This window comes from Nocardia vinacea (assembly GCF_035920345.1).
Lineage (GTDB): Bacteria > Actinomycetota > Actinomycetes > Mycobacteriales > Mycobacteriaceae > Nocardia > Nocardia vinacea_A.
The window spans coordinates 8,317,246-8,334,529 of record NZ_CP109149.1; the positions used below are offsets into that span (position 1 = coordinate 8,317,246).

Consider the following 17,284-nt stretch of genomic DNA (forward strand, 5'->3'; position numbering starts at 1 on the left):
AGTTCGTCCGTGCCAGGCGAGCTCCCGCACCAGCCGAGTCCGGGGCCGCCAGGTAAAGTTCGCGGCTCGCCAGGTGAGTTCATGCGTGCTGGGGGACTCGTGTGCGCCAAGCGAATTCGCGCACCGAGCGAGGTTCGGCGGGCCGGGTGCATTCGTGCGGGCAGCGCGAGTTCATGCGGAGCAGGTGAGTTCGCGACCCCGGCACCCCTTGTGGTTAGAAGGCAGGGTTTCCGATACTCCCATCACGGTGTGCGGGAGGCTGCGCCGCATCCGCAGGGGCGTCGCCGTGGTGGCAGGGAGTCACACCTGCCGGATTTCAGGTACCTCACGGGTGTGGAAGGCGCGGTGCAGCACCATCTGTGGGGTCGCCGCCGTGGTGGCCGGGAGTTACAACCAGGCGGCTACGCCGCCGTGGTGGGAGCAGGTGCCCGAGCGGTGTTGGCTGTAGCTATAGGTGCCGTCGGTGCAGCGCGCGGTGGCTCCGGGCGGGGCGGCGGGAGCGGACTGGGGCCGGTGGACACATTGGTTGTCCGAGTTGAGGTATGAGTCGTTGCCGCAGGTCTGCTGGGATTGTGCGAGTGGGGCGGCTGCTACGGGCGGTTGGTATGTGGTGGGTGGTGCCGAGCCGATCGGCGCGGGCGGTACGGGTGCAGCCGCAGGTGGTGCCACCGAGGTGGTCGGCGGTGCGGTCGGCGGAGCTGCGGTGGTCGTGGTTGGCTGCGGCGACGTTGTCGCAACCGGTGTCGAGGTGACCTTGGACGTGGTGATCGACGCCGTCGTGGCGCTGAGCCCGGGGCCGCTCGATTGCGGCGCGCAGCCGCTGAGCAGCAGTGTGAGCGCACCCGCGAATGCGAGTCCGGTGCCGACGAAGGTGTTGAAGCGGTTACTCATGTTCCCCTACCGAGAAGCTGCCAGGCCGGACTGAAGAGTTGGGTGCCTGGACTACTCGCTCAATCGGCCTGGCATACATCCCGTTACCGACACTCCCGGCGACTCGCCGCAGAGCGCCCTCGACGAAAAAAGGTCCAGGCCAGTCGGTTTGTAACCGGCCGACCTGGACCATCAGTGGCAGGGGCAGGATTCGAACCTGCGACCTCTGGATTATGAGCCCAGCGAGCTACCTAGCTGCTCCACCCCGCGTCGTACGAGCAACGTTACGTCGATGCCGGTGGTCCGCGCGAGCGATTATTCGCTCTGCCCCACATGCGTGAGCGGCGTGCAAAGCCCGTGCCTTGCGCTATTCGGCGCGGCCACCGTTCTCCGCGACGGCATCGCCGAGGCACGTGTCGGAAGGCAGGACAGGTTGTGGCTCAGCCGAATTGGATGCCCTGGGCAAGTGGCAACCGATCGGAGTAGTTGACGGTGTTGGTCGCCCGCCGCATGTATGCCTGCCACGAGTCCGACCCGGATTCCCGCCCGCCGCCGGTCTGCTTCTCCCCGCCGAAGGCGCCGCCGATCTCCGCGCCGGAGGTGCCGATATTGACGTTGGCGATGCCGCAGTCGGAGCCGTCGGCGGCGAGGAAGCGTTCCGCCTCGCGCTGGTCGGCGGTGAAGACGGCCGAGGAAAGGCCTTGCGGAACACCGTTGTGCAGGTCGATGGCGGCGTCGAAGTCGCGGTAGGTGAGCACGTACAGGATCGGTGCGAAGGTTTCCTCGCGGACCACGGCGGTCTGGGCGGGCATGCGCACGATCGCGGGGCGCACGTAAAAGGCGTCGTCGCCGAAGCCATCGACTCGCTCACCGCCGCAGACCAATTCGCCGCCGTCGGCAAGTGCACGATCGATCGCCGCACGCATCCCTTCGTAGGCACGGCCGTTGACCAGCGGGCCGACGAGCACGCCGTCGTCGAGCGGATTGCCAACGCGCAGTTGTCGATATGCCCCGGCCACGCGATCCAGCAGCGGACCGACGACATCGGCGTGCACGATCAACCGACGCAAGGTCGTACAGCGCTGTCCGGCCGTACCCGCCGCCGCGAATACGATGCCGCGCGCCGCCAGCTCCAGATCCGCTGTGGGCGTGACGATCGCGCCGTTGTTACCGCCCAACTCCAGCAGACATCGCCCGAACCGAGCGGCCACCCGCGGCGCCACCGTACGGCCCATCCGGACCGAACCAGTCGCGCTCACCAGCGCCACCCGCTCGTCCTCGACCAGCCGAGACCCGACCTCCGCGCCACCTTGAATCAGTTGATGCACTTCGGGATCCGCGCCGACATCGGCCGCCGCGCGGCGCAGGAGCGTATGGCAGGCCAGCGCCGTCAGCGGTGTCGTATCCGACGGCTTCCACACCACCGTGTCACCGCAGACCAGCGCCAGGGCGGTATTCCACGCCCACACCGCGACCGGGAAGTTGAATGCCGAGATAACCCCGACCACGCCGAGCGGATGCCAGGTCTCCATCAGCCGATGTCCGGGTCGCTCCGAGGGCATGGTCTTGCCATAGAGCTGGCGCGACAGTCCGATCGCGAATTCGCAGATATCGATCATCTCCTGCACCTCGCCGACGGCCTCCGCGCCGATCTTCCCCGCCTCCAGGGTGACCAATTCGCCGAGTTCGGCCTTGTGCGCGGTGAGCAGTTCGGCCAGTCGTCGCACCACCCCCGCCCGCACCGGCGCGGGTACGGTGCGCCAGCCGCGGAAGGCTGCCGCCGCCCGCCCGATCGCCGCGTCCGCATCGTCGCGGGAATCGGCGGGCAGGGTCATGAGCGTGCCACCGGTGATCGGCGTCCGTGCAGGCAGCTCGCCCGCGACCGGTGTCGGCGCGCCAAGTGTGTGCAGTAGTTCGGCCGCGCGGGCTGCCAGGTCCTTGGTCAGGTGGTCGTCGAGTGTGTCTGTCATCGGTTGCTCCGCTTTAGCTTTGGGTCGGCGAACAATATCGGATGGGTACGGTCCGTTAACGAGCAAAAGTTTTCGCCACGAGTAGCCTCCGCTGGGTTAGCCTTCGCTGATGGCGGATACACCGGCAAGACCCGTACTCGATGACATCGATCGCCTGCTGATTCGTGAACTGATGGCCGATGGTCGCGCCACCCTGTCGAATCTGGCCGAAAAGGCGAGCTTATCGGTGTCTGCTGTGCAATCGCGGGTCCGCAGACTAGAGGCGCGCGGGGTGATCCGTGGCTATACCGCACATGTCGATCCAGAGGCGCTCGGGCAGCTGTTGTCGGCATTCGTCGCCATCACTCCTCTCGACCCCTCGCAACCCGATGACGCGCCTGCCGTGCTGCAACATATCCCGGGGATCGAGGCATGCCACTCGGTCGCCGGTGACGAGAGTTACGTGTTGCTGGTGCGGGTGGCCTCTCCTCGGCACCTCGAGCAGTTGCTACAGGAGATCAGGGCGACCGCCAACGTGCGAACTCGAAGCACCATCATCTTGCAGACATTCTACGACAGGTAGCCTCTGACCGTAATTAATCCGTTATTCCGTAGAACTTTCGTAAAGATTTACGTACCCTACGGGTGTGACCATCGAACTGGAGCGCACCCGCGCGGGGAGTGGCACTGCACCGGTCACCCCCGCCTCCCGGGTACACGAGATCCTGTCGGCGCACATCCTCGCCGACGGATTCGACCTGGTGCTGGATCTACGGAAATCCCGTGGCTGCCTGATCGTCGATGAACGAGACGGCAGCTCCTATCTCGATATGTTCGGCTTCTTCGCCTCGAATGCCCTCGGCATGAATCATCCCGCCTTGGCCGACGACGAAGAGTTCCGCGCCGAACTGAGCGTCGCGGCGCTCAACAAGCCGAGCAACTCCGATATGTACACCGTCGAGATGGCCCGCTTCGTCGACACGTTCTTCCGGGTGCTGGGCGATCCCCGGCTACCGCACCTGTTCTTCATCGACGGCGGCGGACTGGCGGTGGAGAACGCGCTCAAGGTCGCGTTCGACTGGAAGAGCAGGCATAACGAATCCCACGGGCGCGCACCGGAACTCGGCACCAAGGTGCTGCATCTGACCGGAGCGTTCCACGGCCGCACCGGCTACACCATGTCACTGACCAACACCGACCCGGTGAAGACGGCCCGCTTCCCCAAATTCGATTGGCCGCGCATCGATGCGCCGTTCCTGGCCGACGGTGTCGATATCGACGCCGCAGAAGCACACGCACTCGACCAGGCGCGCCGCGCCTTCGCCGAAAACCCGCACGACATAGCGTGTTTCATCGCCGAGCCGATCCAGGGCGAGGGCGGCGACCGTCATCTGCGTCCGGAGTTCCTGCAGGCCGTACAGCTACTCTGTCACGAGAACGACGCGCTGTTCATTCTCGACGAGGTACAAACCGGTGTCGGTATGACCGGAACCACTTGGGCCTACCAACAACTCGGGCTCGAGCCCGATATTGTCGCGTTCGGCAAGAAGACCCAGGTCTGCGGCATCATGGCGGGCGGGCGCGTGGACGAGGTGCCCGACAACGTCTTCGTGGTCAGCTCTCGGCTCAATTCCACCTGGGGCGGCAATCTCACCGATATGGTGCGGGCCCGGCGCATCCTCGAGGTGTTCGAGCGCGATGAGCTGATCGAGCGGTCACGGCCGCTCGGCGCGCATCTGCTGCGGCGTCTGGAACAGCTTGCGGCCGACCATCCTCGGGTTACCGAACCGCGCGGACGCGGGCTGATGTGCGCCATCACACTGGCCTCGGCCGAACTGCGGGACGAGGTGCTGACCACGCTGCGGGAACGCGAGCATGTGCTGATTCTCGGCACCGGCGAACGCGGCATCCGCTTCCGGCCGCCGCTCACCGTTACCGAATCGGAGCTGGACACCGTGGTCGACGCGCTCGATCGGGTACTCGACGACGCCGGATAGTTATCCGACCGCAAACGGAAATTTGACTGTCCGAGTACGTATTTCCGGATGATTCGGGCAATCCGTTGCGCCCTGGCACGGATTGCAGTGGAATCCGGGCGGCAGCGCCTAGGCTTCGCACCCATGTCATCTCGTCTTCACCACCTCCTGGCACGGTGCAGCGCGTGAACCGACAGCGCAATCACCGAAGCTGCGCACCACTGCTCGCCTCGCTGACCGTCCTCGTGACGGTCGCGGGGTGCGCCCCGAGCGAGGCCGGATCGGTGGGTGTGACGACTCCGCCGCCCACCACGGTCGCCGCCACGCCCAGCGCGGCACCGCCGCATCTGGAGAATCTGCTACCCGGCATGCCGCCGCCGTTGTCGCCGGCCGACGTCTATGCCGCGAACCGGGAGTTGAGTCCGGCGGTGGCCGATCATCGGCCCCTGGTCTACGTGCCGAACAGCGAATCGCATTCGGTTTCGGTGATCGACCCGGCAACCTTCCGGGTGATCGATAATTTCCCGGCCGGTGGTCGGGAACCCCAGCATGTGGTGCCGTCCTATGACATGCAGACGCTGTATGTCACCAATGATCTGCCGATCGGCGGGGGCACCCTGCTGCCGATCGATCCGCGTACCGGCAAACCCGGCGAGCCCTTCCCAGTGCGCGACCCCTACAACATGTACTACACGCCGGATGGCCGATACGCGCTGGTCGTCGCCGAGGCGGATAAGTCGCTGGATTTCTACGATCCGCACACCTGGCAGAAGATGCACGCTCTCGCGGTGCCCGACTGCGCGGGCGTGGACCATATGGACTTCACCGCCGACGGTCGATTCGCCCTGGCCAGTTGTGAATTCATCGGCCGGATGCTGGTTTTCGATGTGGCCGAGCGCAAGGTGGTCAAGATGATCGACCTGCCGGGCGGTCGTGGTGGCAAGCCGCAGGACGTCAAGCTGTCCCCGGACGGGCGCACCTTCTTCGTCGCCGATATGGTCGCGGACGGCATCTACACCATTGACGCATCATCCTGGGAGAACACAGGTTTCGTGCCGACCGGTAAAGGCACGCATGGCCTGTATGTCACTCGCGACTCCAAACAGATGCTCATCACCAACCGGCACGAGGGCAGCATTTCCGTCTGGGATTTCGCCGCGAATGCGCTGGTGCACAAGTGGTTCATACCAGGCGGCGGCAGTCCGGATATGGGCAACCTCTCCGCGGACGGGCGCGTTTTCTGGGTGTCGGGTCGACACCACGGTGAGGTGTACGCCATCGATATCGAGAACTGGAACCTGTTGGCGCGCATACCCGTTGGGCGTGGGTCGCACGGACTCACCATCTGGCCACAGCCGGGCCGCTACTCCACCGGGCACACCGGTGTGATGCGCTGAGTCGGCTTCTGGCTCAAGGGAGTCGGAGGCCGAGGCCGCCCTCTACGAAGCGCCGGACCGCGGTGGTGCCGGTTTCGAGGGCGGGCTCGTAACCGGGGCGGGCCCAGCCGGTGAGTTCGGCGGTGTTGCCGGCACCGGGCGTCACGACGATTTCGGCGACCAGTTCGGCGGTGGTGGGTTCGCAGACGGCCCAGGAGAAGTGGGATTCGTCATCCCACTGCTCGGTGCGAAGGGTGACGTAATTCGGATCGGTGATACCGCCGTCGGCGAGGGCGGGGCGGTCATCGATCCGGTCGTCGGCGCGCAGGGCGCGCAGGTACCAGGTGCCCGCATTGATTTCGATGGGCTCCATCAGTCCTCCAGTTCCCGGCGGCGGCGATGGTCGCGTGGGCGGCGGCGTTGGTGCTCGTGCCGCCCGCCGAACAGCAGTGCGCCCGCGAGCGGGATGGCGAGGAACCAGAGCCAGCTGCCGGTGACGAAGAAGAGGATGACGGCGAGGATCGGGATCACCGCCATTACCCGCTCCGGCCATTCGTCGAGGAACCCGGAGTCGCGCTTGGCGGGCGCCGCGACGACAGGGGCGGGTTCGGGCAGGTCGACGAAGACTTTGTCCAGGTCGCCACGGGTCATCGCGGCCGCGACCACGGCACTGCGCTCGTCGAACTCGGCCACGCTGAGCCGCCCGGCGGCGAAATGATCGGACAGGCGCTGCATCGCTTGCTCACGCTCCGCGGTGCCGATGCGAATCTCGGGCAGGTCACTCATAACAGCAAGGCTAGCGGCTTTCACTGAATGTTCTCGTGCTGCCGCATCGACCCCACACTGATCGAATTCTGCGGCGCTGAGCGGGCTGGTTGCGTCATGATCGCCCTTGCCGCCGGATCAGATTCGCGGATTCTGTGATGGCGGTGTGGATTTCGGGTAGCTAAAAGACGAACGGAAGGTAGTAGGAGGTTCGACATGGGCAAGACGTGGTTCGGCCACTACCGCCTCGATCGGTTGCTCGGCACCGGTGGGACCGGGCAGGTCTGGCTCGCTCGGGACACCGTCGCCGACCGTGCCGTCGCCCTGAAGGTGCTGGCCTGCTCGCACGCCGCAGATCCGACCTGCCGACTGCGGTTCACCAGGGAGGCCCGCCTGGCGGCCCAGGCCCCGGGACCGCACCGGGTTCCGGTCCACACCTTCGGCGAACTCGACGGCCGCCTCTATATCGATATGGAGTTCATCGAGGGCACCGATGTCAGCGCATTGCTGCGGGACGCCGGGCCGCTGGATCCCGCGCGTGCCGTCGTGATCATCGCGCAGACCGCGATGGCGCTCGATGCCATGCACCGGGTCGGCCTGGTGCACCGCGACGTCAAACCGTCCAACATCATGGTGGGCCCGACCGGTTTCGTCCATCTGATCGACTTCGGCATCGCACATCGCATTGATCAGCCCGCGATCACGGCCCACGGCAATGTGGTCGGCACCCTGGCATATATGGCACCGGAACGCTTCGACGGTGTCGCCGACGCGCCCGCGGACCAATACTCACTGGCCTGCGTTCTGTACGAATGCCTCACCGGCCAAAGGCCTTTCGGCAATGTCGACTCGCCGCAGCAACTGCGCGCCCACCTGCTGACCGCCCCACCCAGCGCCACCACCCTGAACCCCGCCGTACCCGCGGCCCTGGACGCCGTCATCACCCGCGCCATGGCCAAGGACCCCAGCCAACGCTATTCCAGCGCAGGCGAATTCGCCTGCGCAGCGTATGCCGCGGTGACCGGCCGCGAGCCCTCGACAGTCGAGATCGCCGCGGCAACTGTGCCGACAAACCATGGCCTGCCCGAGCCATGGCGTACGGCCGAGACGCTTGGCGCCGGTGCCGGGTCACGCGTCGCCGAGTCCGCCGGTGAGCCGATGCGGGCCGGCGGAGTCGAACAGATGCAGGTCGCTGAGTCTGCGGCTGCCTCGATGTGGGCCTTTGGGTCCGCAGGGGAGCAGGTGCGAGATGCAGGGTCTGCGCATGCTGCGATACAGGGCGTCCCGTCCGAGGGCGCGGAGATTCGGGCCGCTCGACCTGCCTATGAGCTGATGCGAGGCGGCTCTTCTGAAGGGGCGAGGGTGGGGGAGGCTCAACCTGTGCGTGATTCGAAGTGGGGCGGCCGGTTTAGGGGTCAGCCGGTGCGGGGCGGGGCGGCCGCAGCTGAGCGGACGCGGGATGTTGGGACTTCGGGTGAGTCGACGTGGATTGGTGGGGAGTCGGGGCGAGATGTTGAATTGTGGGGGGAGGGTGACGGTTGGTTGGGAGTCGGGCCGGGGCATGCGGCTGTTGCTATTGCTGCGTTGGTTGCTGTGATCGGGTTGGCATTGTGGTTGGGGCGGCCCGGGGGCGAAACGAGTTCTGCGGCGCCGTCGGCTACTCGGACTACGCCGGCTGTTCCCGGATCGCTGGTGCCGGACGAATCGGCGCAGGCTGCTTCGCCGAATGTGCTGATTCCGGGTCTCGGGCAGCTGTGCAATCCGGATGTCGACGGCAATGCCGTCGCGGCGGACGGCACCCCGCTCGTATGTCGCACCGTAGATGGCGGCATCGCGAATTGGGTACCTGCGCAGCCCTTCGGGGAGATACCCGACGGCCAGCAGTCGGAGCCTACGGTCGTCGGCAATGGAAATCCGCATGGGAACAGCTCGGCTAATGGCAACGATAAGCCGAACAAGGGCAAGCCCGGTCACGGTGGCCGTGCCAAGCCAGGCAAGTAAGGTTTGCCGAGTGGTACACCTCCGAGTCTGCGGCTGTCGTGTCGCTAATTGAGTAGGACTACGTAGGGGAGCTCACACTGTTCGAGGGTGGATGGCGGGGTTAGGGTCGGGGATAGGTTCGGGCGATGCGGTTTCGATCGGGTTGCCGCCCCACTCCGCAACGGCGCGGCCACCGGGAGGTCAGTGATGGGGGAACAGTTCGGGAAGTACCGGCTCGACCGTTTGCTCGGGCGGGGCGGGATGGGGGCGGTATGGCTGGCGCATGACAGCGAAACCGGGCGCACGGTAGCGCTGAAGGTGTTGGCGGAGCAGGTGGCCGCCGATGCGGACTATCGAAAGCGGTTCCAGCGGGAGGCGCGGCTCGGATCGAGTCTGCGGCATCCGCATATCGTGCCGATTCACGGTTTCGGGGAACTCGACGGCCGGTTGTACATCGATATGGAGTACATCGATGGCATCGACCTGGCCGAAATGCTGACCAGGGTGGGCACTTTGACACCCACCGCGGCCGTCGACTTCGTGACGCAGGCGGCCTCGGGTCTGGATGCGGCGCATCGAGCCGGGCTGATCCATCGTGACGTCAAACCGTCGAACATCCTGGTCGGCACCGGTGGGCATGCATATCTCATCGATTTCGGCATCGCGCAGAGCCTGGGCCAGACGGCTGTCACCGCCACCGGCATGGCCATCGGCAGTTGGGCCTATATGGCGCCGGAACGTTTCAACGGCACCGTCGACGCTCGCTCCGACGTCTACTCCCTGGCCTGCGTCCTCTACGAATGCCTGACCGGCCGCCGCCCCTACGGCGACACCGACCCGGCCCGTCAGATGCACGGCCACCTGATGACCGACCCGCCTCGGGTATCAACCGTGAACCCCGCGGTCCCACCGGAATTGGACGCGGTAATCGCCCGCGGCATGGCCAAGGACCAGACCCACCGCTATCCCACCGCCCGCGAATTCGCCGCCGCCGCCTACACAGCCACCGCCTTCGCGCGCGTCCCACACCCCGCACCGCATTCATCGACACCTAGCTCGCCCCAGCATTCGCCCCCCAAGTCGCCGACTCCATCAACCCAGCCTCCGGATGCGCCGCGGTCGCGTACGCCGCAGTCGTCAGTACCGCAGCCTGCGCTCCCGGCAGCCCCGCAGTCGGCAGCTCCGCAGCCTCCGCGCCCGGCAGCCCCGCAGTCGGCAGCCCCGCAGTCTGCGTTCCCGGATGCGCCGCGGTCGCGTACGCCGCAGTCGGCGGCACCGCAGCCTCCGCGCCCGGATGCGCCGCAGTCGGCAGCCCGCCAGTCTGCGCGCCCGGATACACCGCAGTCGTATATGCCGCAGTCGGCAGCCCCGCAGCCCCCGCTCCCAGATGCACCGTTACCGCCCGCGCCGTTACCGCAGGCGCGACGGCTGGCAGCAGATGTGCAGCCGACACCGACGCGGGTGGAGGCGCACCCGCCGACGCGAGTCGAGACCCACGCGCCGACGCAGGCAGAGACACCTGCGTCGACAAAGGTAGAGACGCCCGCGCCGACATCATCGGCGGAATCACCAGCACCAGTGGTCAAGCCGAAGCCACTCAATCCCACCAAGGTCCTCCCGGAGCCCGGCCCGACGCCGACACTCGTGGCAACCCGACTGGCACCGCCGCCACCAGCGGGACCCGCCGCACCGCAGCATTCACCGTGGTCACCGAATCGTGCTGCGGTCCAACCGACACCGGTCATCCGCCCGCCGACTCCAGCCGAACGAGCTGCACCACAACCGAAGCGGGCTCCGCTTGCCCCTCGCTGGTCGGTCTCACAGCGCCGCCCATGGATCGCGCCACCGCCACGCAAGTATCAGCGTCGGCGCCGTAAGTCCTTCCTGTCCAGGCTGATCGGCGCACTCGTCGTCATATTCCTGACCCCGTTCATGCTGGCTGCGGGCTGTGCCGCCCTGATCGCCTTCGGCAATACCGGCAGCGGCGGCGGCACGCGCACGGCCGATCCATCGGTTGCGGTGCGCGACGGCGATACCGCGCAATCAGCCGAGCCGCCGGCGCCGGTATCTGCGGGTTTGAACAGCCCGGTGCGCGACGGCAAGTTCGAATTCGTGGTCACCTCGGTGGATTCCGGTTTCCCGCGGATCGGATTGCAGAATGCGAGCGGCTCCTACTCCGTCGTCACGGTCGCCGTTCGCAATATCTCCGATGAGTCGAAGTGGTTCCTGCCTGTCGGTCAACGTCTCGTGGACACTCAGGGCCGCCAGGTCGACCACAACGCGATCGCGACCATGTGGCAGACCACCCAGCGCCGCTACGGCTATTCGTTCGAACTCCAGCCCGGCCAATCGGCCACCACCCAGCTGGTCTTCGACGTCGCGCAGGACGCCACCCCGAGTCGGCTCGAACTACACGACTTCATGCTCTCCAACGGCGCCACCGTGGAGCTGAACTAGCGCCGCCAGGGACGCATGCACGGCTTGCCGCCCGATCGTCAACGCCTCGGAGAGCAGCGCGGTGTCACGCGCGGCGCTGTCCACATTCGGGGAGCCGAGGGGCGGGTGGATCTGCAGAGCCGCGTCCCCGAGACCCGTCAGGAAGTTGTCCTCGACGGCCTGCTGATGCGGCCGCTGCAGCCAGGCACGGTAAGCCCCCGGTGCCCTGACGCGCAGATAGCTACCCCCGACGACCTGGTGCAGCCGCGGCGCGGCTGGGCGTTTTTCATCGGTGCGTCGGGTGCGCAGCACCATGGCGTGCGTCGCGCCGTCGCGCACCGCGGTGCGGATCGGCACCGTTTCGGACAGCCCGCCGTCGAGATATTCGGCACCGCCCAGCGGCACCGGCGGACCCGCGAGAATCGGTAGCCCCGCCGAGGCCCGCAGCGCCGTCATCAGCGTGGGCTTGTCGACGATGTGCCGGCGCAGATCGACCGCGTGCCCGGTGCGGATATCGGTGCCGATCGGATGAAAGGTGGTGGTATTGGCCAGAATTGCCGGAAAATCCATCGGCTCGATGCCGTCGTACACCTGGTTCACCAGGTAGTCCAGGTCGAAGGCGGGCCGCCCGCGCAGCAGCCGCGCCGGATCGACCGCGCGCCGCATGATCACTGGATCGGTCCAGGCCCGCATGCCTGACAGTGCCCGCCCGCACAAGAACCACGCCGCGTTGATCGCGCCTGCCGAAGTGCCGTATACGGCATCGAAAACCGAGGCGAGCCCGAGTTCCTCGAGCGCCTGCACCATCCCGCTGGAGTAGACGCCGCGGCTGCCACCACCCTCGACGACCAAGGCGAGGCGATATCCGTCGGCGCGGCTGGCTGATTCACGTCGGCCGCGGATGACCTCCGCGACGGTGGGCACGACGGCCGAGCTGGTCACCGATCCACGATACGACAGAGCGGGCGCGGACGTCGGTGTCCAGCGCCCGCTCCGAGACGGTCTTCGCCAGCTGTTTACTTGATCTCTGCCAGCACGGTGCCCTGGGTGATGGCCGCGCCCGCCTCCACGGACAGTCCGGTGACCACACCGGCCTTGTGCGCGTTGACCGGGTTCTCCATCTTCATGGCCTCGAGCACCACGATCAGGTCGCCCGCCTCGACCGACTGGCCCTCTTCGACCGCGACCTTGACCACGGTGCCCTGCATCGGCGCTGTGACCGCGTCACCGGAGGCCGCACCGCCGCCGGCGCCGCCACGCTTGCGCGGCTTGGGCTTCTTGCGGATCACTCCGGCGCCATTGCTAGCCGCACCCGCGGCGCCGGCGCCGACGGTGAAGTTGCCCGGCAGCGACACCTCGACCCGACGCCCGCCGACCTCGACGACGACCTTCTGCCGCGGCAGATCCTCGTCCTCGTCAGCGGCGGCACCGGCCGGGGTGTACGGCTCGACGTTGTTGGCCCACTCGGTCTCGATCCACTTGGTGTAGACGTCGAACTTCTCGCCGTCACCGATGAACGCCGGATCCTCGACGATCGCGCGGTGGAACGGGATGACCGTCGCCAGCCCCTCTACGTGGAATTCGGCCAGCGCGCGCCGGGCGCGCTGCAGCGCCTGCTCCCGGTTCTCGCCGGTGACGATCAGCTTGGCCAGCATCGAGTCGAACTGACCGCCGATCACACTGCCCTGCACCACACCGGAATCGACGCGCACACCGGGGCCACTGGGCTCCTGGTACACCGACACCGGACCCGGCGCGGGCAGGAAGCCGCGGCCGGCGTCCTCACCGTTGATCCGGAACTCGAAGGCATGCCCGCGCGGCGTCGGATCCTCTTTGATCGCCAGCTCATGGCCCTCGGCGATGCGGAACTGCTGACGCACCAGGTCGATTCCGGCGGTCTCCTCGGTGACCGGGTGCTCGACCTGCAGGCGGGTGTTGACCTCGAGGAACGACACGGTGTCGCCCTGCACCAGGTACTCCACGGTGCCCGCACCGTAGTAACCGGCCTCCTTGCAGATGGCCTTGGCCGAAGCGTGGATTCGCGCGCGCTGATCATCGGTCAGGAACGGCGCGGGCGCCTCCTCGACCAGCTTCTGGAACCGGCGCTGCAGCGAGCAGTCGCGGGTACCTGCGACCACCACATTGCCGTGCTTGTCGGCGATGACCTGCGCCTCGACGTGGCGGGCCTTGTCCAGGTACTGCTCGACGAAGCACTCACCGCGACCGAACGCCGCGGTGGCCTCGCGGACGGCGGAGTCGAACAGCTCCGGAATCTCCTCGATGGTGTGCGCGACCTTCATACCGCGACCGCCACCACCGAAGGCGGCCTTGATCGCGACGGGCACGCCGTACTCTTTGGCGAACTCGACCACCTCGGCCGCGTTCTTGACCGGATCCTTGGTGCCCGCCGCCATCGGCGCCTTCGCGCGCTCGGCGATGTGGCGCGCGGTGACCTTGTCACCGAGGTCGCGGATGGATTGCGGGGAGGGGCCGATCCAGATCAGCCCGGCGTCGATGACAGCCTGGGCGAAGTCGGCGTTCTCGGAAAGGAATCCGTAGCCGGGGTGGATTGCGTCGGCACCGGACTTGGCCGCGGCGTCGAGGATCTTGTCGAAGACGAGGTACGACTCGGCCGAGGTCTGCCCACCGAGGGCGAACGCCTCGTCGGCGAGTTTTACGAAGGGGGCATCGGCATCCGGCTCCGCGTATACCGCGACACTGCCGATACCGGCATCCTTGGCCGCCCGGATCACGCGAACGGCGATCTCGCCTCGGTTAGCTACGAGTACCTTCGATATCCGCGCGCTGGCATGGCTGGGCACTGAGCCTCCTGTTAGCAATCTTTTTGGTCGCCCCGTGGTCGACATACTTCCGTCTCGGGGGAGTGTAGGCAGTCTGCCAACAACCGCCGCACTCGGATAGGCCTACTCCGCAGTAGGTCACACATCACAATGGGTCCTCGGCTGTGATGCGCCCAGATCACGGCTATCGGGCGCGCGCCTTGCGGGTACCGGCCGTCGGTGTGTCACCCGGTTCATACCCCTTGGCAATCGGCATGCGAACCGAATTGCCCCATTCGGTCCAGGACCCGTCGTAATTGCGCACGTTTTCGAACCCGAGCAGATAGGTCAGCACGAACCAGGTGTGGCTGGACCGCTCGCCGACCCGGCTGTAGACGACCAGATCGTCCGCGACGGCCAGCGCGCCATAGATATCGTCCAATTCGGCGCGGGAGCGGAAGCGCCCGTCGCTGTGGAAGGCCTCGGTCCACGGAATGTTCACCGCGGTCGGAATATGTCCGCCGCGCAGCGCCGCGTCCTCGGGATTGGCCGGCGGTTGGATCAGCTCACCGGAGTACTCCTCGGGGGAGCGCACGTCGATCAGCGGCTTGCCGAGGTGGGCGAGCACATCCTCGCGGAATGCCCGCACCGAACTGTCGTCGCGCCGGACCGTCGGATATTCGCTGCGCGGCAGGTAGGGCGGGTCGAAAGTGGTGTCGCGCACCTCGGAGATCCACGCGTCCCGGCCGCCGTCGAGCAGTCGCACATCCGGATGCCCGAACAGGGTGAAGACCCAGAACGTGTGCGCGGCCTGCGCGTTGCCGCGATCGCCGTAGATCACCACGGTATCGTCGCGCTCGATTCCCTTGGCGCGCATCAACTCGGTGAACCGGGCACCGTCGATATAGTCACGCGTAACCGGATCGTTGAGGTCGCCGCGCCAATCGACCTTGGTGGCGCCGGGGACGTGACCGATGTCATAGAGCAGGATGTCCTCATTGGACTCGATAATCTTCAGTCCCGGCGTGCCGATGTTTGCCGACAGCCACTGTGTGGTTACTAGTCGGTGAGGATGTGCGTACGAACCGAAGGCAGGATGAGAGTCCGGGGCAACGGGCACGATATGGGTCCTTCACGCGAGGTAGACGGGTGGTTACAGCGGTTCGGGTCGCACACCGATGTTCGGTGTGAGGCGGTAGTGAAACTCGTTTCAGATCACAAATCGGCTGAATGGGCGAATAAATCGCACCCTCATCCGATAAAGTCTCCCGGGAGGAGGGGTGAGCTATGTCCGATTCTTGGCCGAGGCGTCGACTGCTCGCGATCCTACGTGGCGCCAGCGAACCTCTCGACGCCCAAGAACTGGCCAGAATCACCGGACAGCACGTCACTACTGTTCGGTTCCATCTGGATGTGCTTACCAGGGAATCGCTGGTGCGGCAGTTCCAACAACCACCGCGCGGCCGTGGGCGTCCGCGCATCGGCTACAGCGCGGTCCAGCGATCGGTTGGCTATCAGGAACTGGCCCAGGTCCTAGCCGACCAGCTCGGCCCCGATCCGCGGCGTCGCTCCGAGGCGGCCATTGCCGCCGGACGTGCCTGGGGCGCCAAACTCGACGCGGGTGACCATGCGGTCGAATCGCTGGAGGACGCCAAGGACGTCACCATGACGCTGATGTCCGAACTGGGTTTCGCGCCGGAGCGTGACGCGGCCGCCGAAACCGATGAGCAGGTCCTGATCCGGCTCACCGCCTGCCCACTGCGCGAACTCGCGCGCACCCATTCCGAAGTGGTGTGCGGTGTGCACCTCGGTTTGATCAAAGAGGTGCTCGACCGGAACGGCGTGCGCGGTGAGGTGAATGTCCGGCTGCAACCGTTCGCCGAGCCGGAGCTCTGCCTGGTTCGATTGGAACTCATGGCGGCGCGGCGAGACCAGGACGTGCGGCGGGACCAGGACGTGCGGCGCGATCAAGAGGTACGGCGGGAGCCGGAGCGCGACGCGACACCGGTGCCGATCGGCGCGGAGGCCGGGGCGGAGCCGCGGATCGCGCCACCGTCAGCTGGGCGAGTGGCGCCACAGCTGCGCAATGCCGACCCCAATGTCGCCAAGCAGTCGGCGCAGCAGTGGTAGTCCGATCCCGATAACGCTCGACGGATCGCCATCGATGCGATCGACGAACCAACCGCCCATGCCATCGAGTGTGAAAGCACCGGCGACCTGCAACGGCTCGCCGGTCGCGATGTAGGCGTCCAGCTCCTCGGGTTCGGGCTTGGCGAAATGCACTGTGGTGGAACTGCAGTCGACGGATTGGGCTACGATTTCGCCGTCGCGCATGCGCAGGACGCAGTGGCCGGTAATGAGATCCGCACTGCGCCCGGCCATTTCGGACCAGCGGGCCCGCGCGACCTCGGACGTATGCGGCTTGCCCTGTAGTTCGCCGTCGACGAGCAGCATCGAATCACAGCCGACCACAACGCAATCCGCGGCGAAATCCGGAATCGTGGCGGCCACTGACCGTGCCTTGGCCCGCGCGAGCTCTACCACGACGACCTCGGGCGCCGTGCTGGGTGGCAGTGCCGCGGCGACTGCGTCCTCGTCGACATCAGAGATCCGGACGACGGGTTCGATGCCCGCCGAGCGCAATACCGCGCGGCGGGCGGGCGACGCGGACGCGAGAACGAGTCTCGTCATCCGATCAGTCGCGCAGGTGTGACAGTTGCGGGTAAGCGTATGGAGAGAACGGCGAGGTGCCGCGGTGCATCAGGGTCGGGCGACCCCAGGAGTCGGACGGACCGACCGGACCGCTACTCGCGGCGCCGTTCGCGGCCGCCGACAGCACACATACCAGCGCCGCGACTTCCTCGTCGGACGGCGCACCCTTGATGACTCGGATGAACGGCTGCTCGGCCACCGCTGGGGCCGGTGCTGCCGCAGGTGCGCCCGCCTCGACCGCGTCCGCGATCGGGTCGACTGTGAGATCCAGTTCGACGGCGGTCAACACATCTTCATCTGCCACGGTCGTCACAGTGCCAGGTCCTCTCTCTATTTCGATCGAGCCCATGCCCAACTCGAAGACATATGGATCAAGCGATCATCATCCTCGAATCGACTCATTGCGTCTCTGCAACCAGTGTGCGCGGCCCATCGAGGTT

General features: G+C 66.6%; 16 protein-coding genes and 1 tRNA gene. 7 read left to right on the plus strand and 10 right to left on the minus strand.

What is annotated here, in order from left to right:
- Positions 1-387 precede the first annotated feature (387 nt).
- Positions 388-630, minus strand: a complete 243-nt coding sequence (locus OIE68_RS37645) for a DUF3761 domain-containing protein (RefSeq protein WP_327101966.1) — start codon at positions 628-630, stop codon at positions 388-390.
- Here OIE68_RS37645 and OIE68_RS37650 point away from each other — a divergent pair.
- Positions 527-925, plus strand: a complete 399-nt coding sequence (locus tag OIE68_RS37650) for a hypothetical protein (RefSeq protein WP_327102053.1) — start codon at positions 527-529, stop codon at positions 923-925. The genes OIE68_RS37645 and OIE68_RS37650 overlap by 104 nt on opposite strands.
- Positions 926-1,066: 141 nt before the next feature.
- Here the strand turns inward: OIE68_RS37650 and OIE68_RS37655 are convergent.
- A tRNA-Met gene (locus OIE68_RS37655) sits at positions 1,067-1,140 on the minus strand.
- A 170-nt stretch (positions 1,141-1,310) separates the two neighbouring features.
- Entirely contained in the window at positions 1,311-2,840 is a 1,530-nt protein-coding gene (locus OIE68_RS37660; RefSeq protein WP_327095666.1) for an aldehyde dehydrogenase family protein, read from the minus strand.
- A 109-nt stretch (positions 2,841-2,949) separates the two neighbouring features.
- Between OIE68_RS37660 and OIE68_RS37665 the strand changes: the two genes are divergently transcribed.
- The 3 genes from OIE68_RS37665 to OIE68_RS37675 all read left to right on the plus strand — a co-directional run bounded on the left by OIE68_RS37665 (position 2,950) and on the right by OIE68_RS37675 (position 6,192).
- The gene (locus tag OIE68_RS37665; protein WP_040686931.1) at positions 2,950-3,402 is read left to right on the plus strand and encodes an Lrp/AsnC family transcriptional regulator; all 453 of its coding nucleotides are present in this window, start codon (positions 2,950-2,952) and stop codon (positions 3,400-3,402) included.
- Positions 3,403-3,466: 64 nt separating this feature from the next.
- Entirely contained in the window at positions 3,467-4,816 is a 1,350-nt protein-coding gene (gene lat / locus OIE68_RS37670; protein ID WP_327095667.1) for an L-lysine 6-transaminase, read from the plus strand.
- Positions 4,817-4,980: 164 nt separating this feature from the next.
- The gene (locus OIE68_RS37675; protein ID WP_327095668.1) at positions 4,981-6,192 is read left to right on the plus strand and encodes a hypothetical protein; all 1,212 of its coding nucleotides are present in this window, start codon (positions 4,981-4,983) and stop codon (positions 6,190-6,192) included.
- Between the two features lie 13 nt (positions 6,193-6,205).
- Here OIE68_RS37675 and OIE68_RS37680 read toward each other — a convergent pair whose 3' ends face one another.
- Together OIE68_RS37680 and OIE68_RS37685 are read right to left on the minus strand one after the other, a co-directional pair.
- A complete protein-coding gene (locus OIE68_RS37680) occupies positions 6,206-6,544 on the minus strand; it encodes a hypothetical protein (RefSeq protein WP_327095669.1) in 339 nt (112 codons plus the stop codon).
- A complete protein-coding gene (locus OIE68_RS37685; RefSeq protein WP_327095670.1) occupies positions 6,544-6,957 on the minus strand; it encodes a DUF1707 domain-containing protein in 414 nt (137 codons plus the stop codon). Before OIE68_RS37685 ends, OIE68_RS37680 begins: the two co-directional genes overlap by 1 nt.
- A 195-nt stretch (positions 6,958-7,152) precedes the next feature.
- Between OIE68_RS37685 and OIE68_RS37690 the strand changes: the two genes are divergently transcribed.
- Positions 7,153-8,937 (plus strand): serine/threonine-protein kinase, encoded by a 1,785-nt coding sequence (locus tag OIE68_RS37690; RefSeq protein WP_327095671.1) that lies wholly within the window; start codon positions 7,153-7,155, stop codon positions 8,935-8,937.
- Between the two features lie 186 nt (positions 8,938-9,123).
- Positions 9,124-11,373, plus strand: a complete 2,250-nt coding sequence (locus OIE68_RS37695; RefSeq protein WP_327095672.1) for a serine/threonine-protein kinase — start codon at positions 9,124-9,126, stop codon at positions 11,371-11,373.
- Here OIE68_RS37695 and OIE68_RS37700 read toward each other — a convergent pair.
- The 3 genes from OIE68_RS37700 to OIE68_RS37710 all read right to left on the minus strand — a co-directional run bounded on the left by OIE68_RS37700 (position 11,326) and on the right by OIE68_RS37710 (position 15,252).
- A complete protein-coding gene (locus OIE68_RS37700) occupies positions 11,326-12,294 on the minus strand; it encodes a patatin family protein (RefSeq protein WP_327095673.1) in 969 nt (322 codons plus the stop codon). The two genes, OIE68_RS37695 and OIE68_RS37700, sit on opposite strands and share 48 nt — an antisense overlap.
- Positions 12,295-12,368: 74 nt before the next feature.
- Positions 12,369-14,174: an acetyl/propionyl/methylcrotonyl-CoA carboxylase subunit alpha gene (locus OIE68_RS37705; RefSeq protein WP_327095674.1), complete on the minus strand. Its 1,806-nt coding sequence runs from the start codon at positions 14,172-14,174 to the stop codon at positions 12,369-12,371.
- A 163-nt stretch (positions 14,175-14,337) separates the two neighbouring features.
- Positions 14,338-15,252, minus strand: a complete 915-nt coding sequence (locus OIE68_RS37710; RefSeq protein WP_327095675.1) for a sulfurtransferase — start codon at positions 15,250-15,252, stop codon at positions 14,338-14,340.
- Between the two features lie 167 nt (positions 15,253-15,419).
- Here OIE68_RS37710 and OIE68_RS37715 point away from each other — a divergent pair, with 167 nt between their 5' ends.
- A complete protein-coding gene (locus OIE68_RS37715; protein ID WP_327095676.1) occupies positions 15,420-16,262 on the plus strand; it encodes a transcriptional regulator in 843 nt (280 codons plus the stop codon).
- Here OIE68_RS37715 and OIE68_RS37720 read toward each other — a convergent pair.
- Positions 16,188-16,823, minus strand: a complete 636-nt coding sequence (locus OIE68_RS37720; RefSeq protein ID WP_327095677.1) for a nucleoside triphosphate pyrophosphatase — start codon at positions 16,821-16,823, stop codon at positions 16,188-16,190. The genes OIE68_RS37715 and OIE68_RS37720 overlap by 75 nt on opposite strands.
- Positions 16,824-16,827: 4 nt before the next feature.
- Positions 16,828-17,148, minus strand: coding sequence for an acyl-CoA carboxylase subunit epsilon (locus OIE68_RS37725; protein WP_327095679.1), 321 nt, complete (start codon positions 17,146-17,148; stop codon positions 16,828-16,830).
- Between the last annotated feature and the right edge of the window lie 136 nt (positions 17,149-17,284).